Source organism: Terrabacter sp. Root85, from assembly GCF_001429185.1.
Lineage (GTDB): Bacteria > Actinomycetota > Actinomycetes > Actinomycetales > Dermatophilaceae > Terrabacter.
Genome location: NZ_LMIW01000009.1, coordinates 275,924 through 301,897, shown reverse-complemented (window position 1 = coordinate 301,897; position 25,974 = coordinate 275,924). Strand labels below are relative to the sequence as shown.

The 25,974-nt window shown below is 72.2% G+C and carries 17 protein-coding genes; 7 read left to right on the top strand and 10 right to left on the bottom strand.

Features of this window, described 5'->3' with window-relative positions; genetic code table 11:
* Positions 1-38 precede the first annotated feature (38 nt).
* Positions 39-1,055: a UDP-glucose 4-epimerase GalE gene (gene galE / locus ASE25_RS13635; protein WP_056774484.1), complete on the top strand. Its 1,017-nt coding sequence runs from the start codon at positions 39-41 to the stop codon at positions 1,053-1,055.
* A gap of 10 nt (positions 1,056-1,065) precedes the next feature.
* On the opposite strand, the gene ASE25_RS13630 is transcribed toward galE, so the two are convergent.
* From ASE25_RS13630 to ASE25_RS13620, 3 genes are read right to left on the bottom strand one after another with little or no spacing between them, the layout of a single operon-like run.
* On the bottom strand, positions 1,066-4,233 hold the full coding sequence (locus ASE25_RS13630; protein ID WP_235508682.1) for an efflux RND transporter permease subunit: 3,168 nt from the start codon (positions 4,231-4,233) through the stop codon (positions 1,066-1,068).
* A complete protein-coding gene (locus ASE25_RS13625; RefSeq protein ID WP_056774487.1) occupies positions 4,230-4,670 on the bottom strand; it encodes a hypothetical protein in 441 nt (146 codons plus the stop codon). Before ASE25_RS13625 ends, ASE25_RS13630 begins: the two co-directional genes overlap by 4 nt.
* Positions 4,667-7,828, bottom strand: a complete 3,162-nt coding sequence (locus ASE25_RS13620; RefSeq protein WP_235508681.1) for an efflux RND transporter permease subunit — start codon at positions 7,826-7,828, stop codon at positions 4,667-4,669. Before ASE25_RS13620 ends, ASE25_RS13625 begins: the two co-directional genes overlap by 4 nt.
* A gap of 230 nt (positions 7,829-8,058) precedes the next feature.
* Between ASE25_RS13620 and ASE25_RS13615 the strand changes: the two genes are divergently transcribed.
* Both ASE25_RS13615 and ASE25_RS13610 read left to right on the top strand, forming a co-directional pair.
* Complete coding sequence (locus tag ASE25_RS13615; RefSeq protein WP_156415507.1) at positions 8,059-9,297, top strand: sensor histidine kinase; 1,239 nt, start codon at positions 8,059-8,061, stop codon at positions 9,295-9,297.
* Positions 9,294-9,971: a response regulator transcription factor gene (locus ASE25_RS13610; protein WP_056774492.1), complete on the top strand. Its 678-nt coding sequence runs from the start codon at positions 9,294-9,296 to the stop codon at positions 9,969-9,971. Before ASE25_RS13615 ends, ASE25_RS13610 begins: the two co-directional genes overlap by 4 nt.
* 65 nt (positions 9,972-10,036) lie before the next feature.
* On the opposite strand, the gene ASE25_RS13605 is transcribed toward ASE25_RS13610, so the two are convergent.
* Together ASE25_RS13605 and ASE25_RS13600 are read right to left on the bottom strand one after the other, a co-directional pair.
* Positions 10,037-11,380 (bottom strand): MFS transporter, encoded by a 1,344-nt coding sequence (locus ASE25_RS13605; RefSeq protein WP_200959109.1) that lies wholly within the window; start codon positions 11,378-11,380, stop codon positions 10,037-10,039.
* Positions 11,381-11,389: 9 nt separating this feature from the next.
* A complete protein-coding gene (locus ASE25_RS13600; RefSeq protein ID WP_157623432.1) occupies positions 11,390-11,818 on the bottom strand; it encodes a nuclear transport factor 2 family protein in 429 nt (142 codons plus the stop codon).
* A 159-nt stretch (positions 11,819-11,977) separates the two neighbouring features.
* On the opposite strand from ASE25_RS13600, the gene ASE25_RS13595 reads away from it, so the two are divergent.
* From ASE25_RS13595 to purB, 4 genes are all read left to right on the top strand, one after another.
* Positions 11,978-12,523 carry a low molecular weight protein-tyrosine-phosphatase gene (locus tag ASE25_RS13595; RefSeq protein ID WP_056775295.1) on the top strand — a complete coding sequence of 182 codons (546 nt, stop codon included), beginning with the start codon at positions 11,978-11,980 and terminating at the stop codon, positions 12,521-12,523.
* A gap of 25 nt (positions 12,524-12,548) precedes the next feature.
* A complete protein-coding gene (locus ASE25_RS13590) occupies positions 12,549-13,319 on the top strand; it encodes a VOC family protein (RefSeq protein ID WP_082622873.1) in 771 nt (256 codons plus the stop codon).
* Positions 13,320-13,348: 29 nt separating this feature from the next.
* The gene (locus tag ASE25_RS13585; protein ID WP_056774502.1) at positions 13,349-14,143 is read left to right on the top strand and encodes a VOC family protein; all 795 of its coding nucleotides are present in this window, start codon (positions 13,349-13,351) and stop codon (positions 14,141-14,143) included.
* A 108-nt stretch (positions 14,144-14,251) separates the two neighbouring features.
* Positions 14,252-15,664: an adenylosuccinate lyase gene (gene purB / locus ASE25_RS13580; protein WP_056826076.1), complete on the top strand. Its 1,413-nt coding sequence runs from the start codon at positions 14,252-14,254 to the stop codon at positions 15,662-15,664.
* Between the two features lie 106 nt (positions 15,665-15,770).
* Here the strand turns inward: purB and ASE25_RS13575 are convergent, their stop codons facing one another.
* The 5 genes from ASE25_RS13575 to ASE25_RS23230 are packed head-to-tail and all read right to left on the bottom strand — an operon-like array spanning position 15,771 to position 25,972.
* Positions 15,771-16,088: a hypothetical protein gene (locus ASE25_RS13575; protein ID WP_056826074.1), complete on the bottom strand. Its 318-nt coding sequence runs from the start codon at positions 16,086-16,088 to the stop codon at positions 15,771-15,773.
* Entirely contained in the window at positions 16,085-21,199 is a 5,115-nt protein-coding gene (locus ASE25_RS13570) for a hypothetical protein (RefSeq protein WP_157623431.1), read from the bottom strand. The genes ASE25_RS13575 and ASE25_RS13570 overlap by 4 nt, the downstream gene beginning before the upstream one ends.
* Entirely contained in the window at positions 21,196-22,545 is a 1,350-nt protein-coding gene (locus tag ASE25_RS13565) for an ATP-binding protein (RefSeq protein WP_056826070.1), read from the bottom strand. Before ASE25_RS13565 ends, ASE25_RS13570 begins: the two co-directional genes overlap by 4 nt.
* Entirely contained in the window at positions 22,542-23,753 is a 1,212-nt protein-coding gene (locus tag ASE25_RS22825) for a contractile injection system tape measure protein (RefSeq protein ID WP_056826069.1), read from the bottom strand. The genes ASE25_RS13565 and ASE25_RS22825 overlap by 4 nt, the downstream gene beginning before the upstream one ends.
* Positions 23,750-25,972, bottom strand: a complete 2,223-nt coding sequence (locus tag ASE25_RS23230; RefSeq protein ID WP_056826066.1) for a hypothetical protein — start codon at positions 25,970-25,972, stop codon at positions 23,750-23,752. The genes ASE25_RS22825 and ASE25_RS23230 overlap by 4 nt, the downstream gene beginning before the upstream one ends.
* Positions 25,973-25,974: the final 2 nt, after the last annotated feature.

Sequence of the window (25,974 nt, the reverse complement as noted above, 5' to 3'; positions counted from 1 at the left end):
CCTGCCGACGCGTGGGGCCGCCTCGATAGGGTGGCGCCATGCGCGTACTCGTCAGCGGCGGAGCCGGCTACATCGGCTCGCACACGGTGGTCCAGCTCGTCGCGGCGGGGCACGAGGTGCTCATCGTCGACAACTTCGGCAACAGCAAGCCGACGGTCGTCAACCGTCTCGAGGCCCTGACCGGCACCCACCTCGACGTGCGGTCGTTCGACCTGCGCGACCACGACAAGACCGAGCACCTCTTCGCCAACGAGAAGATCGACGCCGTCATCCACTTCGCCGGGCTCAAGGCCGTCGGCGAGAGCGTCGAGCTGCCGCTCGAGTACTACGAGAACAACCTCGTCTCGACCTTCTCGCTCGTGCGCGCGATGCGTCGGCACGGCGTGACGAAGCTCGTCTTCAGCAGCTCGGCCACGGTCTACGGCCACAACAGCCCGCCGCTCACCGAGGAGATGTCGACCGCGGCGACCAACCCCTACGGCTGGACCAAGGTGATGATCGAGCAGATCCTGCGCGACGTCGCCGCGGCCGACCCGTCGCTGCGGATCGCGCTGCTGCGCTACTTCAACCCGGTCGGCGCGCACGCGAGCGGCACCATCGGCGAGGACCCGCAGGGCATCCCCAACAACCTCATGCCGTTCATCGCCCAGGTCGCGGTCGGCCGACGCGAGAAGCTGCTCGTCTTCGGTGACGACTACCCGACCCCCGACGGCACGCCGCTGCGCGACTACATCCACGTCGAGGACCTCGCCGCCGGCCACCTCGCGGCGCTGACCAAGCTGGGCCAGGTCGACGACCCGGTCTCGACGTGGAACCTCGGCACGGGTCACGGCACGAGCGTCCTCGAGGTGCTGCACGCCTTCGAGCAGGCGGTCGGGCACGAGCTGCCCTACGAGGTCGTCGGCCGGCGCGCGGGTGACCTGCCCGAGTCGTTCGCCGACCCGTCGCGAGCCCACGCCGAGCTCGGCTGGCGCGCGGAGCGCACCATCGAGGACATGTGCGTCGACCAGTGGCGCTGGCAGAGCGCCAACCCCACCGGCTACCCCGACGCCTGAACCCGCGACCTCACCCGGGTAGACGGTCGGGGGCGGTCGCCGGCGGTGACTCGGGCGGCTGGGCAGACTCGGGCGCCCGGTGGAACCTGAGGTAGAGCGACGGCACGACGAACAGGCTGAGGAGCGTCGAGGTCACGAGGCCACCGAGGATCACGACCGCGAGCGGGTGCTCGATCTCGTGACCGGGCCGCTGGCCCAGCACGACGAGCGGTACGAGGGCCAGACCGGTGGCGAGGGTGGTCATGAGGATCGGCGCGAGCCGCTCGCGGGCGGCCCGGACGACGAGGGCGACCGCGAACTCCTCACCCTCCACCTCCTCGAGGTGCTGGCAGTGGTTGATGAGCAGGATGCTGTTGCGCGCCGCGATCCCGAAGACGGTGAAGAAGCCGACGAGCGATCCCAGTGAGAGCACCCCACCCGCGAGGCGCGCCGCGAGGATGCCCCCGACGAGGGCCATCGGCAGCGTGAAGAAGACCAGCGCGGCCAGCCTCCAGCTGCGGAACGACGCCTGCAGCAGCAGGAGGATCAGCACCCCGGCCACGACGGCGGACGTCACGAGCCGACTCTGCGCAGACTGCAGCTCCTTGTACTCACCGAGCACCTCGGCGTGGTAGCCGACGGGGAACTGGACCCCCTTCAGCTTGGCGTTGATGTCGTTGACCACCGACGCCAGGTCGCGGCCCTCGACGGACGCACCGACGTCCAGCCGGCGCGAGTCGCCCTGGCGCTCGATGGCGTTGGGGTTGGGCGCGACGACGACCGTGGCCACGTCGCTCAACGGGACCTTGGTCCCCGACGGCGTGTCGATCGGGAGCCGCTTGAGCGCGGTCACGTCTCCACGGCTCTCGGGGGTGCCCCAGACGACGACGTCGTAGGCCCGGCCGGACCGGAAGATGTCCCCGACCTCCTCACCCGCCACCATCGTCGCGGCGGCGCGGCGCACGTCACCGGGCTTCAGGCCGAGCTTCTCGGCGGCGTCCAGCTTGACCTCGACGTCGATCTGCGGGATGTCGGTCGAGATGTCCGTGTGGGCGTTGGAGACGCCCGGGACCGAGGCGATGAGGTCGAGGATCTCGCCCGACTTCTCGCGCAGGACCCCGAGGTCCTCACCGTAGACGCGCACGATGATCGGTTCCTTGCCACCGGTGAGGACCTCCTCGACCCGTTCGTCGAGATAGGTCTGGACCTCGGCAAAGAGCCCCGGGTACTTCGCGGCGACCTCGTCGATCTGCTCGCGGGCCGCTTCGTAGTCGGCGTCGGGAGCGAGGCTGATCCAGTTCTCGCCGAAGTTGACCCCGAAGACCTCCTCGCCGAGCAGGGCCTGGCCGATGTGCGCGCCGAAGCTGCGCACCCCCGGGACCGCGAGAAGCTCCCGGCTGACTGCGGTCGTCGTGCGTTCCGTCTCCTGGACCGACGTCCCGGGCACCCCGACCCAGTGCATCAGGAAGTCCCGCTCCTGGAAGGCGGGAAAGAGACTCTGTCCGAGACCGGAGCCCACGCCGAGCCCGAGAAGGGTCACCACGACCGCTGCAGCGTAGACGCGCCGGGGACGCGCCACGATGCGGTACAGGGCTGCGGCGTAGTGCCGTTGCAGCCAGCGGACGAGCGGGGACGTGCGCCGCTCGACCGGCGCGTTGCGCAGGAGGATGAGGCAGAGGGCCGGCGTGAGCGTCAGCGCGACGAGCATGGATGCGACGATGGCGAGCGTGTAGGCCACGGCCAGCGGTCTGAAGAAGGCCCCCGTCAGCCCGGACAGCAGGAAGACCGGGATCGAGGCCGCGACGATGATGAAGGTCGCGTAGACGATGGGACTGCGCACCTCGAGCGAGGCACGGAGGATGACCGAGGCCACCCGCTCGTCGCTGCCGGCGAGCCGGGACTCCCTCAGTCTCCTCACGATGTTCTCGGCGTCGATGATGGCGTCGTCGACGACGGCGCCGAGCGCGATGACCAGACCGGCCAGCGTCATGGTGTTGATCGTGGCCTCGCGCCAGTAGAGGACGAGCATCGTCACGACGAGCGACAGGGGGATGGTCAGAAGACTGATCAGCGCGACGCGCCACTCGAAGAGGAAGAGCATCAGGATCACGACGACGAGGAGGAAGCCGAGGAGCAGGGCCTGGGAGAGGTTGGAGATCGCGAGCTTGACGAAGTCGGCCTGCTGGAAGACGTGCGTGTCGAAGACGACGTCGGGCAGGCCCGGCCGGAGCTCGTCGATGGCCCGCTCGACCCCGTCGGTGAGGTCGATCGTGTTGGCCCAGGGAAGCTTCTCGACGACGAGGAGCACGCCCGGTTCACCGTTGACCACGGCGCTCCCGATGAGGGGCTGGTGGTCCTCGGCGACCCTGGCGACGTCCCCGAGCGTGGTCGGCGCGGCGGCCCCGTCGATCGGGACCTCGGCCAGGTCGGCGGGCGTGACGATGGGCAGCACGTTCCGGATCGGCATCCGCTGGTTCTGCGACTCGATCATCCCGCCCGTGCCGATGACGCTTCCCGTCGAGAACCGGAGCAGGCCCGAGTCGACGGCCGCCGCCGTCGTCTCCATCACCTGGTCGAGGGTGACGTCGCGCCTCGCCATCAGGGCGGGTTCGGCCTGGACCGTCATGAGCTGGAGGCGTTCGTTCCAGATGGCGACGTTGGCGACCCCGGGCACCTGGAGCAGACGGGCACGGATGTTCCAGTAGGCGGCCATCGACATCTGGATGATCGACTGCTTCGAGGAGGTCATCCCGATCTGCATGGCGCGGCCCGTCGCCGAGACCGGTGCCAGGATGACGGGCGGTGCGGCCCACGTGGGCAGGCTGGGTGAGACGATGGCGAGCCGCTCCTGCACGAGCTGACGGGCGTGGAGCAGGTCGGTGTCGGCCGAGAAGAGCAGCTCGATCGACGACAGCTGCGGCACCGACCGGGACCGCATGTCCTCCAGGCCCTGGAGCCCGTTGAGGCCCTGCTCGAGCGGGACGGTGACGAGCTCCTCGACGTCCGAGGTGGACAGTCCGACGCTCGCCGTCTGGATCACGACCCGCGGGGGCGCGAACTCCGGGAAGACGTCAACGCGCATCCGGGGGAGGGAGGTGATGCCGATGACCATGAGCGCGACGGAGGCAGCCACGACGAGGAAGCGCAGGTTGAGGCTGGTCTGCACGATCCAGGCGATGGCCGAACGTCGAGGTCTCACTGCTCACCGTCGATCTCCAGCTCGGCACCGAACACCTCGGGGGCACCGACGACCACGACCGGCGTGCCGACCGGGGGGCCGGCCGTGAGCGTGGCGACGTCGCCGGTGATCGAGGCAACCGTGATCGGCGCGCGCTGGAAGGTGTGGGAGCCCGTCTCCGTGTAGGCCCAGGTGGAGCCGTCCAGGTAGTAGACGACAGCGGCATACGGGATCGTGAGTCGGCCGGTCGCGTCGCCCCTGGCGACCGCGGCCGTGCGGATGCCGACGGCCTCAGCGGCATCCGCACGCAGCGTCACTGACTTGGCCTCGCTGCCGGGGACGTCCTCGACCACGGCGGGCGGAGTCGTCGGCGGTTCCTCCTCGGACGTGCAGCCGGTGACGGCAACGGCGAGGACGATGCTGCCGGCCATGAACGACAGGGACCGGAGGATGCTCATCGGTCCACCTCCTTGGCGAGACACAGGGTGGGGACGAGGAGGAGCACGACGAGGACGCTCGTGACGAGGCCGCCCACGACGGTGACGGCGAACGGCCTGAAGACCTCCGAACCAGCCCGGTCGCCGAAGGCGATCGCGGGGACGAGCGCGGGCGCCGTGATGGCTGCGGTTCGGAGGACCGGCACGATCCGCTCCCGTGTGAGGTCGATGCGGGCGCGTCCCGAGGTCCCGGTCGGAGATCCGTCGACGGCGGAGGTCCGGGCCAGCGCGAGACGGAGACCATCGGCCCGCACCGACGCGAGACCACCGAAGAGCGTCACGAGCACTGTCGTCAGGAAGCCGAGGAGCGGTCCGAGCGTTCCCATCCCACCCACGAGGGGGGCGACGGCGATGCTCCCCGCGCCGCCGAGCAGGGCCAGCAGGACGAGCGCTGCCGCAGGTCGCCAGCCTCCGGTCGCCGCCTGCAGGATCAGGATGATGACGACGATCACGCCGAGCCCCACGAGCCCGACGCGGCGCGCGTCGGACTGACGGTCGACCGCACTGCTCAGGACCTGCAGGTGGGCCTCGGCGGGCATCGGCACCCCGGCGACGGCAGAGCGCACGTCTGCCACGGCCGCCGACGCGTCGGAGCCGGTCACGTCGGCGACGACGTCCACGGACCGCATGACCTGGTCATGGACGATGGAGGCCGGCTCGGGACCGACGCTGACCTTGGCCACGTCGCCCAGCCGTACCTGCGTGCCCGAGGGTGTGTCGATCTTGACGTCGGCCAGGCTGGAGAGGTTCGCCCGGGCGGACGGGGTGCCGAGGACGACGACGTCGAAGACCTTGGCCTCCTCGTAGAGGTTGCCCACGGTGAGGCCGGAGACCAACGTCGTGGCCTCGCGTCGCACGTCGCCCGGGCGCAGCCCGAAGCGTCGTGCGGCAGCCAGGTCGACCTCGACCCGGACCGTCGGCTGCGTCGCGATCGGTACGACGCGAGCTGCCGAGACCCCGGAGAGCTCCGACATCCGGTCCGCCACCTGCTCGGCGGTCTGCTGGAGGGCCGGCAGGTCCTGCCCGAGCACGCGCACGACGAGGTCGTGCTGCGCCGTCGCGGTCGCGGCCTGGATCCGGTCCTGGGTGTAGTCGAGCACGTCGACGCCGACCCCCGGGTAGCCGTGCGCCACAGCGTCGATCGCCTTGCGGGTCGCCGCGTAGTCCGCGGACTCGTCGAGAGTCAGCCACAGCTCGCCCGCGTTGACGTCGCCGAGCTGGTCCGAGGTGACGGCACGGCCGTTGTGACCGCCCACGCTGACCACCCCGTCGACGGCCCGGAGGCGGGCGGACATGAGGGCGGAGAGCCGGTTCATCTCGGTGAGTGAGGTGCCCGGGGCCGCCTCGACGGCCAGGAGCACGTTGAGGTCTCGCGGCGTCGGCACCAGCGACGTGCTGGACAGCTGGGGCAGCGCGGTCAGCACGACGACGAACAGCGCTGCGGCGGCGGACCAGGTCAGGACCCGTGAGCCAGTGAAACGCGTGACCAGCCGTGTCAGGGCAGCGGCGACGGGTCCCATCGGCCCGGAGGCCACCTCCGCGCGCGGCACCTCGCGCATCAGCACGTGGGTGAGAGCCGGGGTCAGCCCGATCGACACGACCAGGCCGACACCGAGCGCGAGCGCGAAGGCGGTGATGAGCGGCCGGCTGAAGGCCATGGCCGAGGGCCCCAGGGCGAGAGTCGGCGTCAGCACCACGATCCCGACGAGCAGACCCACCGCGGCATCGCGCGAGGTGTGGCGCAACGTGCGTCCGATGAGCTCGTTCGGCGGCAGCCGGTGGGGCGACAGCCGCTGGGCGCGAGCCTGGGCCCACACGGCATCGACGTTCGACGTGGCGACGGCAATGGTGAGCACAGCCGCGACGAGGAGGGCGGACAGCGTCAGGGTCGTGAGCGTCACGCGGGCCAGGTAGAGCACGGTGAAGGTGCCTGCAAGGGTGACCGTGACGGCCGCCCCCACCACCAGGGCAGCCCGCCACGACCGGAACAGCGCCCAGCTCGCGAGCACGATCACGAACAGGGCGAGCCCTCCCGTCAGGCCCAGGGTGCGCTTGGCGCTCTCGACATACGTGGCTGGTCGGTACACCGACGTGTCGACGCGGATGCCGCCCAGTCCCGGGGCGAGGCTGGCCATCGCCTCCTCGACCGACCGTGTCACCTCTGCGGTGTCCGCTCCGGGGAACTTCTGGACCACGAGGAAGAGCGTCGGGTCGCTGTTCACGGCATCGCCGATGAGCGGCTGGTGGTCCTCGACGACCCGCGTGACGTCACTGAGCCGCAGGGGCGGCGACGTCCCCTCGATGGTGACCTGCCCGAGCGTGTCGGCCGTCGTGATGGGCAGGACGTGCTGCACGGCAAGTCGCTGGTTCCGTCCCTCGACGAACCCGCCGGTGCCCGGCGTCGATGCCTCCACGAAGGTCAAGGGTGAGACCCACAGCGCGTTACCCGCCGTCTCGATGACCTGCGTCAGGGTCACGCCCTTCCCGCTGAGGGTGGCCGGGTCCGCCTGGATCTGCAGCTGCCGGTCCCTCATGCCGTAGACGGCGACGTTGGCCACACCGGCGATGCCCATCAGCCGCGGGCGCACCTTCCACCGGGCGAGGACCGACATGTCGATGAGCGAGGTGGTGCGCGACGAGAGCGCGATCATCGACACTCGGCTCGTCGACGCCAACGGTTCGACCATGACGGGGGCGCTGCCCACGTTGGGGAGCGCGTGGGCCTGGGTGAGCCGTTCCTGGACCATCTGTCGGGCGGCATACAGGTCGGTGCCCGGCTCGAAGACGACATCGATGGCGGACAGTCCCGGCTGCGAGCGCGAGTGGATTCGGTCGAGCCACGGGACGCCGTTGAGCAGGTCCTGCTCGAGCGGCACCGTCACGAGCTGCTCCACCTCCGCGGCGGACAGACCCAGTGCCTCGGTCTGCACCTGCACCGACGGGGGCATGAACTCGGGGAGGAAGTCGACCTTGGCCGAGCCCAGCTGCGCACCGGCGAAGACGAGGACACCGAGCGCGGCCGCTATGGCGAGGCGGCCGAAGCGAGGGCCGCCCCCGCCGGTGCCGTCGGGCGACTCGGTCGCCGACGGGGACTCGCCGATGGACCGCCATGGCAGCAAGGTCCTGCGTCGAACGCCCGACAGCCCTTCGCCCATTTCGAACCCTCCACGGTCACGAACGTCTTACCTTCTGAAGGACGCTAGTGAGGGAGGGCCGTGTGGTCGTCCGGTCGAGGGATCGAGTTCAGCTCACGCCCACGCGTGTCCGATGGGCCCTGTGGAGAGGGCACGACGGTCGACGGGTGGACGCCGGCGTCCACCTCCGGGGGGACTCGACTGACCATGCCGACATGGTCACCTCGCCCCGCGACGGCACGCCGGAGCCGCCCTCCGGACGCTCGAGATGGCAGCCCCCGATGGCCGACGTCGCCCTGGCGGCCGTGGTCACTGCCCTGTCCCTCGTCAGCTTCCTCGAGCGCGCGTCTTTCGTCGTCATCACCGACGACGGCGACCTCCACTACACCGATCCCGACCCCTCCGGCGCCGCAGAGGTCCTGGTGGGCACCTCAGCGCTCGCGTGGCGTCGGCTCGCGCCCGGCTTGGTCCTGGCGGTGTGCGTCACGTCCACGTTCATCAGGTACTGGCAGCGCTACCCCGTGGCCGCCCTCCCGTTCGCGGTCGTCGTGGCGATCTACACGGTGGCCCAGCTGTGGACCCTCGCGCGCTCGGCCTGGTGCCTGCTGGCCGTCTGCACGGTGATGGCCTTCGGGGCCCTCGTCTTCCTCAACCCGGGAGAGTACGACGAGGCGCTGACGGAGGTGATCGCGCTGGTGTGTGCGTGGTCGCTGGGTCGCGGCGTCCGGCTGGAGAGGGGACGCACCGAGCTCCTCGAACAGCACGCACGCCTCCTCGAGGACCGCACGGAACGCTTCGCCCACGAGCAGGCGGCCCTGGCGGCGCTCTCGGCCGCACGGGAGCGGGCGTCCATCGCCCGGGAGCTGCACGACATCGTGTCCAGCGACGTCGGTGTCATCGTGCTCCGCGCGTCCACGCTGCGCCGGAGCCTGGGGGACGAGCCGACACCGGTTCGCGACGCCCTGACCTCGATCGAGGCTCTCGGCAAGGGGGCCCTGTCCGACATGCGCCGGCTCGTGGGGGTGCTGCACTCCGACGACGGGGATGCCCTGCCGATGCGACCACCGGACCTGGGGCAGCTCGAGATCCTCGTCACCACCATCGTCGAGGCCGGCGCCACTGTCGGGCTGCACGTGACCGGCCACCGCCGACTCCTGCCGCCCGCCATCGAACTCAACGCCTTCCGGATCGTGCAGGAGGGCCTGAGCAACGCCCTCAAGCACGCGACGGGGTCGGCCGTCGACGTGCGCGTCGACTTCGGCGCCGACGCGCTCCGGGTCTCGGTCCGCGACTTCGGTGGAGGTCGCAGCCAGACGGGTTCCTCGGGCCGGGGCCTGCACAGCATGCGTCAGCGCGTCGCGTCGGTCGGTGGCTCGATCTACGTCGGTCCCGGACGAGAGGGCGGTTTCCTCGTCGACGCCCGCCTCCCCGTGGAACGCGAAGCCCTGACGTGACCATCCGCGTGATGATCGCCGAGGACCAGCCGCTCATGCGCACGGCGCTGCGCGACTGCCTCGGCAGCGAACCCGAGATCGAGGTCGTCGCCGAGGCCGCCAACGGCGAGCAGGCCGTCGAGCAGGCTCGCATCCACGCGCCCGACGTGGCCATCATCGACATCCGCATGCCCGTCATGGACGGCATCGAGGCGACCCGTCGCATCGTGGACGGTGGCGCCGCGCCGCCGAGGGTGATCGTCATGACGACGTTCGAGCTCGACGACTACATCGTCAACGCGCTGCGCGTCGGCGCGAGCGGCTTCCTGCTCAAGGACGCGACCGCCGAGGAGCTCGTGCACGCCGTCCGCACGGTCGCCGGCGGCGAGGCCCTGCTCGCGCCGGGAGTGACTCGGAGGCTGTTGGACCGCTACGCCCGCTTCCTCCCGGCCCCGACCGCCCTGATGCCGGAAGCCGACCTGACACCTCGCGAGCTGGAGGTGCTCAGGTTGGTGGCCCAGGGCGAGTCCAACGCCCAGATCGCCGCCAGGCTCTTCGTCGCCGAGAGCAGCGTCAAGACCCACATCGGACACCTCCTCGTGAAGCTGGGCGTCCACGACCGGGTCCACCTGGTCATCCACGCCTACGAGTCGGGCCTCGTGCAACCCCAGGGTGGCCCGCCCCGAGAGCCCTGAGCCCCGAGCCCTGAGCCCTGAGCCCTCGCGGCTTCTCGAGCCGTCTTCCCCCGGACGGCCTGCCCCTAGGGGCGCGGGTCGAGGGCGTCGTAGTGGCGGAAGGACGACACCCTCGCGACGGAGGCGATGACGAGCACGACGACGAGGGCACCGCCGACGACGGACGGCACCCACGTCGCCGTCAGGGTCGCGAGCGTCCCGGCGAACATCTGCCCGAGCCGCGGTCCGCCCGTGACGACGACCGTGAAGACGCCCTGGGTGCGACCGCGCAGGTGGTCGGGCACGGCAGCCTGGAGGATCGACTGGCGGAAGATCGCGCTGATGTTGTCGGACCCGCCGGCCACGGCGAGGCAGAGGGCCGCGAGCGCGAGCGCCCACCGGTTGGCGTCGCCGAAGTCCATCGACTGCACCGCGTGCCCGCCGAGCTCGGTGACGGCGAGGACGACGCCGAACCCGAGGATGGCGAGGCCGTAGGAGACGATCGCGTTGCGGATCGCGAGGCCCTGCCAGCGCAGGCCCGTCACGCGTCCGGACCCGAGGCTCGAGAGGATCCCGCCGACGGCGAACGACGCGAGCAGGATGCCGGCCGTGACCGACCCGCCCCCGATGACGATCGCGCCGACGGCGGGGAAGAGCACCATCGGCTGGCCGAACGTCATCGCGATGATGTCGACGATGAAGCTCATCCGGACGTTGGGCGCGCGCCGCAGGTGCGCGAGCCCGTCGACGACCGAACGGAAGCCACCGGTGGTCGGCCGCTCCCCCTCGGGCCGGATGCGCGGCAGGGTCCACAGCCCGAAGAAGCCGGCGAAGAAGAGGATGACGTCGACGGTGTAGGTCCACGCGTAGCCGGCCCGCGCGACGAGGACGCCGGCGATGCCCGGCCCGACCGTCACCATGATCCCCGCCGAGATGCCGAGCAGCGCTGCGGCCTTGGGGAGCTGCTCCTTGGGCAGCAGGCGCGGGGTGATCGCCTGTCGCGTGGCCGAGGCGATCGTCGCGGCGACGGCGTTGACCGTGGTGATGACGTAGAACATCCAGACCTGCTCGGCCCCGAGCCAGACGATCGTCGCGAGGACCACCGTCGAGGCCCACGCCACCGTCGAGGCGGACAGGGCCACCGCGCGCCGGTCGAAGCGGTCGGCGATGGCGCCGCCGTAGAGCCCGGCGAGGATCATCGGCAGCAGGGAGAACCACGCGACGAGCGAGACCATGAAGGTCGATCGCGTCAGGTCGTAGATGTGCAGGCCGACCGCGGTGTTGGTGACGAACGTGCCGATGCCGGCGAGCGTGTTGCCGAACCAGAGCCGGGCGAAGGGCGGGCTGACCCGCAGCGGCGTCAGGTCGACGAAGTGCGACCGACGAGCGGCCGGGGCGGGAGCCTCAGGGCCTGGGGGTGCATCGGTCACAGAGTGAAACTACGCCACCGCCAGGTCGCCCGACGGCGCGGGGAGGCAGGCCCCGACGTCGCGCAGTCGCGAGCCGTCGCGCACCCACACCCAGCGTCCGTCGACGGTGCGGCGGGCCACCTGGGTGCGCACCGTGCCGTCGGGCGTGGCCGACGTCGTCATCGCGAGCCCGCCGGTCACGACGGCGCGGGCCGACACCGCCGGCGCCGGCTCACCGACCGGACCGAGGACGCCCGCGGCCAACGCGGCAGCGAACGCCGAGCGGATGGCGGTGGAGCCCGCCGCCTCGCGACCGCGCGGCAGGCTCACGACGGCGTCGGCGGCATACAACCCCACGATGCCGTCCAGGTCGCCGGCGGCGACGCAGGCGGCGAAGCAGGACTCGAGGGCCTCGGGGGCACTGGCCCCCACGGCGGACGGGTGCGCGGTCGTCGTCATGGTCACACCGTCCCACCAGCCACCGACAGCCCCACCGGCCACACGGCCAACCCCAGAACCGGCCACGCGAAGGCCTCCGCCACCCGCTCGGCGACACCGTGACGAGGTGAGACCGCGCTTCGGGCCTCGGGGCCCGATCCGCGGTGTTCAATGGGCACCATGTCGTCTCGCCCACTCCACGTCACCTTCGTGTGCAGCGGCAACATCTGCAGGTCTCCCATGGGTCACGTGATCCTCCAGCGCCTCGTCGACGACGCCGGCATCGCCGAGGACGTCCGGGTCAGCTCGAGCGGCACCGGCGACTGGCACGTCGGCGAGCACGCCGACCCGCGCACCGTCGAGGTCCTCGCCGAGCACGGCTACGACGGCTCACGGCACCGGGCCCGAGAGTTCGACCCCGACGAGTTCGACGACCTCGACCTCGTCCTCGCCTCGGACGAGGGACACGTGCGCACGTTGCAGCGGCTCGCCCGCACCCCGCACAACCGCAGCAAGATCCGGCTCGTGCGCGAGTTCGACCCCGAGGCCGTCGCCGCCGGCACCCTCGAGACCGGAGACCCGTGGTACGGCGGGGCCGAGCACTTCGCGCGGTGTTTCGCAGAGGTGGAGGCGGCCTGTCATGGCATCCTTCACCACGTCAGGGACCAGCTGGACGGCCGGCTGGCCGGACGCGCACACTCCCAGCACGACACGGAGCAGCCCTGACCCGATGCGAGACCTGAATCTGACTGTGCCCGACTATCCCTATGGTTCCCCGTGCTGGGTCGACCTGCTCGTCAGCGACGTCCCCCGCGCCAAGACGTTCTACAGCGAGCTCTTCGGCTGGCGCTGGCTGGCCGGCGACCCCGCGACCGGCGGCTACACGATGGCGCTCCTCGACGGCCACCCCGTCGCCGGCATCAGCCGCAAGCCCGAGACGGCGGCGATCCCCAGCCAGTGGACGACCTACCTCCGCGTCGGCGACATCGACGTCGCGGCGCGAGCCATCCACGCCTACGGCGGACGCACCCTCGGACGGCCCGTCTCCATCGGCGCCCTGTCGCGCACCCTCATCGCCGTCGACCCCGGCGGCTCGTACTTCGGCGTCTGGGAGCCCGGTGACCTGCCGGGCAGCGGCATCCTCGACGAGCCCGGGTCGCTCACGTGGAACGAGCTGCTCACCCGCGACTACGAGATGGTGCAGAACTTCCAGTTCGGCGTCTTCGGCCACGAGTTCACCGACGAGACCGAAGCCGGTGGCCCACGCTGGGCGACGGCGCACACCGGCGACGGCAACCCGGCCTACGGCCTCGCGGAGATCGACGGCGAGTGGCCGGCCGAGATCCCGCCGCACTGGGTGGCGTCCTTCGCGACGCGCAACGTCGTGCCGGGCCTGGCGCGTGCGCTCGACCTCGGCGCGACGCTGCTCCAGGGCCCGTTCGACGGGCCGTACGGGATGGGTGCGGTGCTGAGCGGCCCTGAGGGAGAAGTGTTCTCGCTCCTCGTCCCCGACCTCGACTGACCACGACACCAACACACCAGGAGCCACCCGTGCCCGTCCACGAGGAGTCCTTCGCACCCGGAACGCCGTGCTGGGCCGACGTCATGGTCGACGACCTCGACCGTGCCCGCGACTTCTACGGCAGCCTCTTCGGCTGGACCTTCGAGGACCTCCCGCCCGAGGCCGGCGGCTACGTCATGGCCCGCAAGGACGGCCACGTCGTCGCCGGCGCCATGGCCAAGAACCCGGACGACCCGGGCCAGGTCAGCGCGTGGACCGTCTACCTCTCGACCGACGACGTCGACGCCACGGCGGAGCGCGCCCGGGCGGCGGGCGGCGTCTTCTTCCTCGGGCCGATGGACGTCCTGCAGGTGGGTCGCCTCGCCGTCGGCGCCGACCCGGCAGGGGCCGCCTACGGCCTGTGGCAGGCCAAGGAGCACACGGGCACCGACCTCGTCGACGAGCCCGGGTCCCTCTGCTGGGCCGAGTCGATGAGCCGCAGCTACGAGGCGAGCAAGGCCTTCTACTCCGACGTCTTCGGGTACCGCCTGCAGGAGATCGGCGAGGGCGGCTTCCAGTACTCCGTCGCGACGCTCGACGGCGACAAGCCCGTCGGTGGCATCGGCGCCATCCCCGACGCGGCACCGGCCGACGTGCCGTCGCACTGGATGGCCTACTTCGCGGTCGCCGACGCCGACGCGGCGGCCGACCGGGTCACGGCCCTCGGCGGCACCGTCATGCAGCCGCCCTTCGACACCCCCTACGGCCGGATGGCCCTCGTCGCGGGCCCCCAGGGCGAGACGTTCTCCGTCATGCAGCTCCCCGAGCAGCGCGCCACCGACTGAGGTCCCCGCGGACCGAGGGCGTATGCCGCCGGGCCCGGACCTCGCGGCACCCACCGACCGCGCCGGACGGCATACGAACCACTCCGCGCGCTCTGGGAGGATGTCGGCATGGCTTCGCTCGCTGACGCAACCCCGCCCATCGCGCTCGGGGCGCTCGACGGTCGCTACCGCGGCGCCGTCGCGCCGCTCGTCGACCACCTGTCGGAGGCGGCGCTCAACCGGCAGCGCGTGCACGTCGAGATCGAGTGGCTCATCCACCAGACGAGCCACGGCGTCGTGCCGGGCGTGCGGCAGCTCACCGACGACGAGATCGCTGCGCTGCGAGCCGTCGTCGACGACTTCGGCACCGACGAGGTCGCCGAGCTCGGCGAGATCGAGCGGGTCACCGTCCACGACGTCAAGGCCGTCGAGTACTTCCTGAAGAAGCGCCTCACGGCGATCGCCCCGGCCGACGAGGACAAGGGTCTCGCCGAGCTGATCCACTTCGGCTGCACGAGCGAGGACATCAACAACCTCTCCTACGCCCTCATGGTCAAGGGCGCCGTCGAGCAGGTGTGGCTGCCCCGGGCGCAGGCCCTCGTCGCGCAGGTCTCCGACCTGGCGCGCGAGCTCAAGGACGTGCCGCTGCTCGCGCACACCCACGGCCAGCCCGCGACACCCACGACGATGGGCAAGGAGCTCGCCGTGCTCGCGCACCGCCTCGGCCGGCAGCTGCGCCGCATCGAGGGGCAGGAGTACCTCGGCAAGTTCAACGGCGCGACCGGCACGTTCGGTGCGCACGCGCTCGCGCTGCCCGACGTCGACTGGCCCGCGGTGTCGCGCGCCTTCGTCGAGGGACTGGGCCTCACGTGGAACCCGCTGACGACGCAGATCGAGAGCCACGACTGGCAGGCCGAGCTCTATGCCGACGTCGCGCGCTTCAACCGCATCCTGCACAACCTCTGCACCGACGTGTGGACCTACATCTCGATGGGCTACTTCGCGCAGGTGCGCGGCCAGGGCACCGTGGGGTCGTCGACGATGCCGCACAAGGTCAACCCGATCCGCTTCGAGAACGCCGAGGCCAACCTCGAGGTGAGCAACGCCCTGCTCGACGTGCTCGGCGGGACCCTCGTGCAGAGCCGACTCCAGCGCGACCTCACCGACTCGAGCATGCAGCGCAACATCGGCACGGCCTTCGGTCACTCGATGCTCGCGCTCGACAACGTCGGCCGCGGCCTCGCCGGTCTCGACGCCGTGCCCGAGCGCATGGCAGCCGACCTCGAGGCCAACTGGGAGGTGCTCGGCGAGCCGATCCAGTCGGCGATGAGGGCCCTTGGCGCACAAGGTGTTCCGGGCATGGAGGAGCCCTACGAGCGGCTCAAGGAGCTGACCCGCGGCCGCCGAATCGACGGTGACGACCTCCGCGAGTTCGTCCGCGGGCTGGGGCTGCCCGCCGACGTCGAGGTCCGCTTCGTGGCCCTGACGCCGCAGACCTACACGGCCCTCGCGAGCCGGCTCGTCGACGACTACCTCGCCTGACGGCATACGCCCGCGGGCCCGCACGACACAGCAAGTCCCGCTCCGGCCGGCTGTCCCCGCGTGCGACGGCGCCGGGGCGCAGATTGCTTTGTCCTCGTGGCCGGGCTCAGCTGCGTGGCCGGTCGAGCCGCTCGGCGGCGTCGCGGAGCACCTGGGCGACACGCGAGCCGAACCGCTCCCCCGGGGTCGGCTCGGTCTCGACCTGCCGGCGCAGGGCGTCGGCCTCCGCCTGCGCCGCGGCCCTGACCTCGGGGTCCTCGGACTCGAGCCGGGCGGCGAGCGCCGCCACCTCGCGCACGGCGTCGCCGACCGCGGCCACCGCCGCAGCGGGTGACGCCGTCAGCTCCTCGGGTGTGCGCCCGGTGCGCTGGGCGACCCACCGCGTCCCGGGGCCGTATGCCGTGTCGTCGGGTTCGTCGCTCACCGGATCCCTGCCTTCGCTGCGAGGAAAGCCGCTCGGATCTCTTCCCACCGGGCCTGCTGTTCCGCCTGCACCTGCGCCACCGTCAGATCGGGCGCGAACACCCCGGACGGCATCGCATAGAAGACACCGATCGGTCTGGAGCGCAGCTCGCCCGGGATGGCGATGTTCGACCCGGTCCACATGATCGACGGAAGGTGGGCCAGCAGCGCGTCGACCCAGGCAGCCGGTTCCAGCCCGCGGTTCTGGCGGAAGAACGTGCGCAGGGCGCCGTGGAAGTCGCCGGTCCCAGTGGTGAGTCCGTCCTGCACGAGTCTGAACCGCTCGAGTGAGAGTGAGGCAACGTGCCCCTGCGCCCCGATCTGGGTGCCTTCCTCCACCGGACCGCCCTGGACGAGGATCGGGTCCCTCGTGATGCGCCACAGGATCCCGTTGGTGGGGCTGCGCAGGGACTCGAGGAGGGAGATCCATCCGAGCGCCTGCCTCAGATCCTGCCGGCTCGTCTCGACCGCGTGGTGGAGCACCTCGTAGCCGATCGAGACCGGGAGCCACTCGTGCTGGCCGGCCCGGACGTCGCGGATCTGGCCCGCCACCCAGGTCCGAGCCGTCTGGTCGCGCTCGAGCTCGGCGCGGAACTCGTCGTAGGACACGGCTCCCACGGTCAAACCCTGGACGAACGCGCGGAAGGCCTCGAGGGGACCCGCACTCGTCACCACTCCGTGGACGAGGACCGAGACAGGGTTGCTCGGCCACGGCTCGAACGATCCGTACCCCGTTCCACCGCTGGAGCTGTAGCGGATGCTCCGGACCTTGGTGAGCAGGTCGCTGTCACCCGTGCCGGTCAGGCGGCCAGTGCCGAGGGATCGCAGCTGCGAGGCGGTGCGTGACCCGAGCGAGGTGAGGAACCGACGACGGACCGGGTGGGGTGCCGACATGTTCTCGAAGGCGTAGGACCGGAACGCATCCGAGTCTGCGCCTCCGCGCCGGTCGACGCCGGCCTCGAAGAAGCTCAGCAGGGCGGCGTGGTTGGTGCCGGAGCCGAGCACTTCCGAGGGCTGGAGCGCATCCGCCGTGAAGTCGGCCGCACTCCAGACCGGCCCTTCGGCGCCCTCGATCGGCTTGGCCCTGGTCGGCTCGATGAACCGAGCCATCCAGCTCTGGACGACGAGCCCGGTCTGCTCGAGCCCCTTCACCGGGAGCGACGCCCGGATCTGGCCGATCTGCTGGGCTCGGTCGCCCTCGCCGAAGATCGTGAAGAGGCGGTCCAGCGTCGACGCGATGGAGCGCTCACTCGACTCGAGGGCGTTGTCGTCCGGTGCGGCGGTCTGGTGCGTCGTGTCCCGGCTGGCGGCGTCGAACTGGCCGACGAGCCGGCTCGCCTCGGCGTCGGCCGTGGCCGCATCGCCGCGCAGGTTGATGATGAGGTTGCGGGCCTCGGAGCGAAGATCCGGGTCGGAGGGCTCGTCGGCGGCCAGCCTGCGGTTCCACTCGACGATGAGGTCCGGGATCCTCGTCGGGGTGGACGCCACCATCAGGTGCGCGCCCGAGCCGTTGCGTTCGAACCAGAGCCGGTGCGCCTCGTGGGCGGCGCTGAAGCGCACCGTCGTGCCGAGCTCGCTGTCGTCGTTGTGGCCGCCCTCGTCCGGGTTGCCGCCGATCCCCATGCGCGCCAACAGCGCCCGTCCGCGCTCGGCGAGGAAGCCGATGACCCGGTCCATCGCGGCATACACGACCGCCTGCATGCGGGTGATGACGTCGGCGATCTCGCCGGGCAGCCCACCGAGGTGGCAGAGGCCGGCGAGGAAGTCGATGACGGGCGGGATGAGCGAGGCGAGGGAGCGCTCGACGGCGGCGGCCAGGCCGCCGATGTTGCCGGCGATGACGTCGGCCATCCCGTTGACGATCGCCTCGACGAACCGGAAGATCCGCGCCGCGTTGCGGAAGATCCACGAGCACACCTGGTAGATGAGGTCGATGGCCTGGGCGATGGCGCCGACCGGGTTGAGCATCCCGATGACACGGACGACGACCTGCTGGATGAGCGTCTCGACGAGGTACTGCACCGCCGCGTCGAGGATCATGGTGACGATGTTCTCGGGGGTCAGCTGCTCCTTGACGAGCTCGACGAGCCCCTCGGGGCCGCGCTCGATGAGGACCGAGACGAGCTGCCACGCGGCCTCGATGACGTCGACCGCCGTGGGCCCGATGTGCCGCACGAGGATCTCGCGGACGCGCGGCCACGTGACGCCCATGAGCTGGAGCGCGAAGGAGAAGAGCGAGCGCGCCGAGAAGTCGCGCGGCATCGGGATCGGGGTCTCGAGCCCGGAGAAGAGCCAGTCCCAGAAGCCGTGCAGCACGTGGGTGCCGAAGTGGTCGAAGAACTGCTCGAAGCCCTGCTTGACGCCGGCGACGAGGTTGTTGATGAAGTTCTCGGGGTCGTCGGCAATGTCGGAGATGACCTGCTCGATGCGGGCGATCAACGCCCAGAAGGCTGCCGGCGGGATCCCGACGAGACGCAGCAGACCGTTGATGATGGCGCGGACCGGGTCGTCGATGAACTCCTCGATGGCCGCGACGACCCGACCGATGAGGCCGCCGGCCTCGTCCCGGCGGGCCTGTGCCTCGGCGTGCACCTCGTTGACCGCCTGGACGGCTCGCTGCGACACGTCACGCACGAAGCTCGTCTGGGCGTCGGTGACTCTTTGGCTGAGGCCGTCGAGCATGCCGGAGAACCGCGCCCGCTCCTGCGCCGCCCACTCGGGGAACTCCGCCTCCATGGCCCGGAAGGCCGTGTCGATGTCGTCGCGCGCGTGGTTGATGACGGCCTGCGCTGCGGCGACGACGCCGTTGACGTCGCTCGAGATGTCGGTGAGCAGGGTGCAGACGCCGTCGCCGAACTCGCGCTCGGCGCGGTTGTACTCGTCCGTCACCCAGTCGGGCAGGCCGCCGATGTAGTCGCCGACGGCGAGGATCGCGCCACCGACGCCGGAGTGCCGGTCGTCGATCCAGCGCTTGACCCGGTCGAGCGTGTCGTGGAAGTCCTGCGAGAGCCGGGCGAGGCCGGCGTCCCAGCGGGCGATCGCGGTGCGGCTCAGCGGCTCGAGCAGGGCGTTGACCTGCGTCTGCGCCTGGTCGTAGATGCCTTGGGCGCGGGCCGAGACCGACTCGCGGGTCTGCTCCTCGGAGGTGACCATGCCACCCTGCGCGCCACCGACGGCGCCGACGGTGCCGGACCGCGACGCCCGCATCGCAGCGACCGCCTGCTGCTGCAGCGCCGCCATGTCGCCCTGCGCGGTGTCGATGGCCTGCTGCTGCTCGGCCTGGATCTGCTGCGGCGTCCGCGCCGCAGCCTCCCCGAGCTCGCCCCGCGCCGCGCGCGCCTCGGCAAACGGTCCGTCCGGGATCTCCTGCGTGACCCGGGTGTCGATGCCCGCGTCGGCGATGCGCTGGTCGGTGGCGGCGACATCGGCGTCGAGTGAGGTGTTCTCCGGCGGGATCGGGTCAGGGGCGGCACCCGCGGCGTCGACGCCCATCCCCGGGGACGTCGGCGAGGGGGCGGCGATCGGGGTCGGGGTGAGCGCGGGCGTCCCCGCGGGAGGTGAGCCCATCGCGTCGTAGCTGCTGCCCACCTCCGCGGTCTGCGTCTCCACGGAACCCGTGATCGTGGCACCGGCCGCCTGGGCCTCGTGGGTGGGGTCGGTCTCGAGGAGCTGGTCCTCGTCCTCGGGCCGGTTCTCGCGGATCGCCGTCCGGATGCGCTCGCAGAGGGCGACGATCTCGGGGCTCGGAGCGGGCCGCTCGCCGAGCTCGGCGGCGAGCTCCTCCCGGGCGCGGGCCGCCGTCTCCGCAGCCGGCTCGGTGACGGCCCCGCGGGAGTCGGCGACGTTGGCGTCGGCCGTGGGCAGGTCGCGCGCCGCGCCGGCCGCGCTCCGCGCCCCGCCGGCCACCGACCCTCCGCGAGCCGTGGCCGCGGGGGTCAGGGTCGTGGGCGGCTCGGGCATGATCAGCTCGACCACCGCCGGGGCAGCCTCCCCCTCCGCCGTGGGCTCCCCCGCGCCACCGCCGGGTATGCCGTCCGCCGCGGTCCCTGCGTCGGCGCCCGCCGCGCCCGCCCCGGCCACCGCCGCGGTGGCCTGCTCCGCGGTCTCACCGGTCGCGGGCGCCTCACCCGTGCGCGCGGCCGCCCCTTCGGCGACCGTGCTCGGCGAGGCGGGCTCCGGGACGGTGGCCGGCACCACGGTCGTGTCGGCCGGGGGTGCCGCCGGGGTGGGCGGGGCGGGTGGCACGAGGGGTGCGGACTCTCCGGTGACGGCGCCGAAGAGGCCGCCCAGCGCGGCCCTGATCGCGGCGTCGAGCACGGCGAGCATCTCGGGGCTGTCGACGCCGTAGACGCCGGGCGCGAGGAAGAGGTCGGCGTCGGTGACGAACGCGGGCGCGCCTGCGACGGGGGAGTCCGGGTGGACACGGATGCCGCTGACGTCGACGCCGAGCAGTCCCCGGTAGACCTCGGCCACGCGAGGCGTGAGTGGAAGTCCCGGCGGTGTGGCGTCGCCCGGCAGGTGGATCGTCGCCTGCGCACCGCTCCGGGGCGCGTCGACGCCCTCGGGCGCCGACCAGCCGGCCTCCGCCGGGAGGGGTCGCAGGTCGACGCCGAGCGTCGTCCCGCGGAGCGTCACGGCCGGGCCCGCCAGGGGCTGCTCGGGCGCCCAGCCCTCGACCCGCCAGGTCGCCTCACCGAGGTTCAGGCCCAGCAGCCCCACCCGCGCGCGCATCTCGACGCTGCCGTCGAGCGACCCGTCGGACCGGAAGCCTGCGTGCCCCGTCAGCTCGGTGAAGGGCCCCCGTCCGCTGAGCACCACCGCGCCACCGTCGACGCCCCACTCGGCCTGCACGGCCGACAGGCCGCCGGCGGTCATGGCCGGGTCGAGCACGACGACGGCTGCCTCGGCGCCACCACCGGCAGGTCGCGGCACGGTCCCGAGCACGGGAGCGCCGTCCCCGGTCGGTGACCGCGGCGCCACGGCATCCCGCGGCGACCGCGTCGAACCGGCCCCGGCCCGCTCGGCGTCCGGGCCAGGACCCGGTCCCGCCCGTGTCGTGACCGGCGTGCTCACCGCGGCACCGTCCGCCCCGCCTTCTCGAACTGGCGACGGATGCCGTCGAGCAGGTGCGCGGTCGTGACGACCCGACCGTTCGACGCGGCGAGGTAGGCCGCATCGAGCGTCGCGTCTCGGATCTGCGCGCCGGTCAGGGGGAAGCGGCGCGCGAGGTCGCGCAGGTCGATCGCCGGATCCATCGGCAGCGACGCGGGGGCCACTGCGGCCCAGAGCCGCTCGCGCTCACCCGGCCCGGGCTCGGGGAACTCGACCATGACGTGGATGCGCCGCTGGAAGGCCGTGTCGATGTTGGCGAGCAGGTTGGAGGTGAGGACGACGATGCCGGGGTGCTGCTCGACCCGGGACAGCAGGTAGGACACCTCCTGGTTGGCGTAGCGGTCGTGTGCGTCGCCGACCTCGGTGCGCGCCCCGAAGACGGCGTCCGCCTCGTCGAAGACGAGGACGCACCGCTCGCGCGCCGCCCGCTCGAAGACCTTGGCGAGGGCCTTCTCCGTCTCCCCGATGTACTTCGACACGAGCGCCGAGAGGTCGACGAGGTATGCCGGGAGGCCGGCCGACGCTGCCAGCGCCGCGGCCGTCATCGTCTTCCCGGTGCCCGGCGGCCCGTGGAAGAGGGCGATGAGACCGCTGGCGTTGTCGTGGTGGGCGCCGAAGCCCCAGTCGTCGACGACGGTGTCACGCTGGGTGATCCGGGCCGCGAGGTCGTCGACGCGAGTGCGAGCGGCGGCGGGCAGGACGACGTCGGCCAGCGTGTGGACGGTCGTGAGCGGGCGCGCCGGGAAGTCCGACGACGCGACGGGCACCTCGGCGGGGAGGCCGAGCAGCCAGGCCACGAGCGACGGGTCGGGACGCAGCGCCCCGGACAGGTCGCCGGGCGGGTCGAGGGACAGCAGCCCCTGCGCGCGCAGCCGGCCCTGCGACGAGAGCAGGACGGTGGCGTCCAGCCGCCCGCGGAACGACCGGGCGACGAGGGTCCGGGCCACCTCGCCGGTCAGGCCGACGACCGACTGGCGATCCGTGAGGGCGCCGTAGCGCACGGCGAAGCGCTCGTCGGCGTGAGGTGCGACCGCGGCCACGAGGATGACCGCCTCGGCGGCGGACAGTCCGGTGAGCGTGACGAGCTCGGCGAGCGGACCCACTCCGGCGAAGCGGTCGAGCGACGGCAGGCCCTCACCGTCGCCCTCGAGGCCGAGCGGTCGCCCGGCGGGGCCACCCCGCCGCTCCTCGATGCGCACGGCCACGAGCGCGTCGAGGATCTCGAAGGCCGCCCGCAGCTCGGCGACCTGCGGCGACGCGCCCGCGGACCGGGAGGTCCCGGACAGCGGCTCGGGCCCGGCTCTCACCGGAACCTCACGGTGACCGGCGGGGACCACGGCAGCTTGAGCAGGCCGACCGGGAAGGGCAGGCGCGGCAGGAGCACGTCGAGCGGGTGGGTCGCGGCGGTGAGCAGCACCGGGTCGCGGTCGGTGTCGAGCAGTCCGGCGCGCACGATCCAGGACGCCCGCACGAAGGGCTCGCTCGACCGCTCGAAGCCCGGCAGCAGCCCCGCGAAGCGGGCGAGCACGCCGTCCGCGGACTCGGCGATCTCGCGGGCTCCGCTGAGCGGCATACGTGCTCGGGGCTCGACGCCGACGCCCGGTGGCCGCCCGGCGAGGAGGCGGACGAGCGGGTCGTCGGCGAGCGTCGGGTCGTCGGGATCGACGACGGCGGCGAGCGCCAGCTCGCGCACGTCGACCGGGTCGAGCCGGGGATGCAGCGCCTCGGCACGACGGCAGTGGTCGGCGAGCCACGGGTAGAGCAGCACGAGGCCGGCCGCCCGGGTCAGGTCGGCGAGCACGACAGGCGCACCGCCCTCGGGCGCGACCTGGGCGACGGCCGCGAGCCGGGCCAGCACCTCGGCGTCACGGACGGGGCGCGGCGCCGTCGCGGGTGCCACGGCCACGGGCGTCGGTGCACCGCCGGTCGACGCGTCGTCCGGCGCTGGTGCGTCAGGCGGCTGGGGCGGGTCCGACAGGGACCCTGACGGCGTCGTGTCCGCCGCGGCTGCAGGGCCTGAACGTGCCTGCGGCGCAAGGGCTCTCTCGATCGTGCCGACCAGGGCTCTCCACTCAGCGCCGCCGAGCCGTGGGCGGGCCGACGCCGCCACCTGGGGGTCGGCGAGGGCGAGCACGGCGGAGGGAAGCGCTGCGGGACGCGGACCGGCCGTTGCCGTCCAGAGCCGCGCCGCGGTGGCGACGTCGACCGGCGACGGCCAGGAGCCCGGCCCCCGGGACGTGTCCGCATCGCCATCCCGCGCGACGACGTCGCGACGCCCGCCTCCGTCGGCGAGCAGCTGCGTGCGGATCGCCTCGGCCCACAACACCGCGAGCGTCTCGTCATCGTAGTCGTCGACGGACAGGTCGAGCGTCACGGCCACGTGCTCGAGACGGACGTCGCCGACGTCGGCCAGGGCCCGGTCCAGGGCCGCAGGCAGCGTCGTGGCCGCGACGCGCGCGAGTCGTGGCGCGCCCGGCCCGCGCAGGCGCAGCACGTCGACGGCCACGTCGGTCACGGCACCAGGCCCCCGAGGTCACGCAGCTGCGCGTCGAGCTGCCGACCGACGTCCTTCGGGACGCCCGCGGCCTTGACGAGGGTCCGGAGCGTGCCGAGGACCTCGAGCGTCGCCGCCGTCAGGGCGGCGGGTTCGAGCGTCTCGACCGCCTCCTCCGGCGTGTCCGGTGGCGCCACCGCCTGCGCGAGCGCGGCGTGGGCGCGGTCGGCCGCGGCGGCATACCTGCTGAAGCTGCGGTTGCGCGGGTTGGGCAGCGACCGCAGCGCGTCCACGGTCGTGCGCGCGAAGTCGGCGACCCCTTGGGCCAGCTCGCGGTCGACCTGCCCGGACGGCTTGACGACGACGCCGCCGATCCCACCGATCCCACCGATCCCACCGATCCCACCGACGCCCGGACCGCTGATCACTCCCCCGCCGCCGGGGCCGCCGATGACGCCGCCGCCGACGTGCGTGCCGATGTTCGGGTCTATGGCGATGACGCCGCCGCCACCGACCTTCGGGTCGAGCTTGATGCCGTCGCCGAACTTCGAGATGACCTCGACCTTGCCGGCGAGGACGTCGATCTGGTTCTGCACCGTGTCGATCCGCTTGATGCCGGACTCGAGGTCGCCGAGGCGGTTCGTGATGGTCACCGCGTCGAAGCTGCCGCGGAACGACGTGAAGTCGGTCTGGAGCGTCGAGATCGAGCCGCCGAGCCCGGCGACCGACTGGTCGAGCTGGCCGAGGCGGGTCTCGAAACCGGTCGACAGGCCGCGCAGCTCGGTCGCCGCCGCCATCGCCTCGGTCGCGGCGCCCACGGCCGCCGGCAGCGCCGAGCCCACGGTCCGGACGTTCTGCACCGTCGGGACGCGGCCCGTCGAGACGACGACGCCGTTCGCGTCGGTGCCGAGCACGACGGAGTCCGAGGCCGCGAAGCCACCGGCGGGCGCGTAGCCGTCGAGGGTCATGACGTCCCCGGCCGACATGACGCGGACGTCGGCGATGGCTCCCTGCCCCGTGATGAAGCCGCCGAGCACCGTCCTGACGTCGTTCGCGTCGTGGCCGAGGAAGTCGGTGAGCGGGAACTCCTGCTCGCCGAGCACGTCGATGGGCTGCCGCTCGTAGACGACGTCGGGCCGCTCCCACGTCTTGATCGGCGGGTTCCAGACCGGCTCGCGCGGGTCGAAGACCCACTTGTGCCGCCACTTGTCGGGAATCTCCTTGGGCGGGAAGACGATCTTGACGCACCGATCGCCGACGCGGATGGAGCCGACGGGGCAGGCGATGGGCGGCTTGGGATCGCCGACCGGCGCTGGGTCGGGCGGTGCGAAGCCGGTGAGGAGCGCCTCGACCTCGTCGCGGAAGGCACCCGCCGGGTCGGTGCACGACCCGCCGAGGAAGGCCTCGGTGAACCCCCGCGGCGGCTCCCACGCGTGCCGGTAGGCGCAGTCGAAGACCCACACGCCCGCCACCTGGTGCACCGAGCCGAGGACGACACCCGGTCGCGTCGTGTCGCGGTCCCACGTGAGGGCCAGCAGGGCGCGGACCCGCAGCAGGTCGAGTGTCGCGAAGAGCACCATGTTGAGCCAGCCGCACTTGTAGCCCCGGATGCCTGCCGCGTCCGTGCTTGCGATCGACGTGGCCTGGAGCCTGGCGATGAGGGTGGGGTCGACGAGGGGCGAGGTGCCGTTCGTCAGCCGGGCGGCGATGGCGTTGCGCAGGGTCGGGTAGGAGTTGATCGGCGACGAGTCGAGCGCGAGCCGGATCGGCTCGACGCTGAGCAGCGGCTCGGCCGCGAAGTCCATCCGCGTGCCGGTCACCCGACCGGCGACGACACGCAGCGCGACCCCACGCGTGTGCAGCTCGGCGTGCCCGGCGCAGCCCGACTCGCCGCAGTCCGGGGTGGGCTCGATCGCGTCGGTGGACTCGAGGACGACGCTGAACCCTTCGGCCGTGGCATCGACGAAGTCATAGGTCACCGACTCGGCGACGGGCGGCAGGGGCAGCGTCTGCTCCACCCCGAGGAGCAGCGGCTCACCGCGCTGGTCGATCGCGAGCCCGGGCCCGACCGCCAAGGTCGTCGGCGTCGAGACCGTGCCCCCGAGCCCGGCGTTGACGCCGAAGCCGACCAGGCGCCCGACGAGGCGGTCGCGCTGGTGGAGGAAGTCCCTGAGGTCGTTGAGCTCGGCCTCGGTGAGGGTCTGGCCGTCCACGAAGACGGGGTACTGGTTGTCTGCCATCG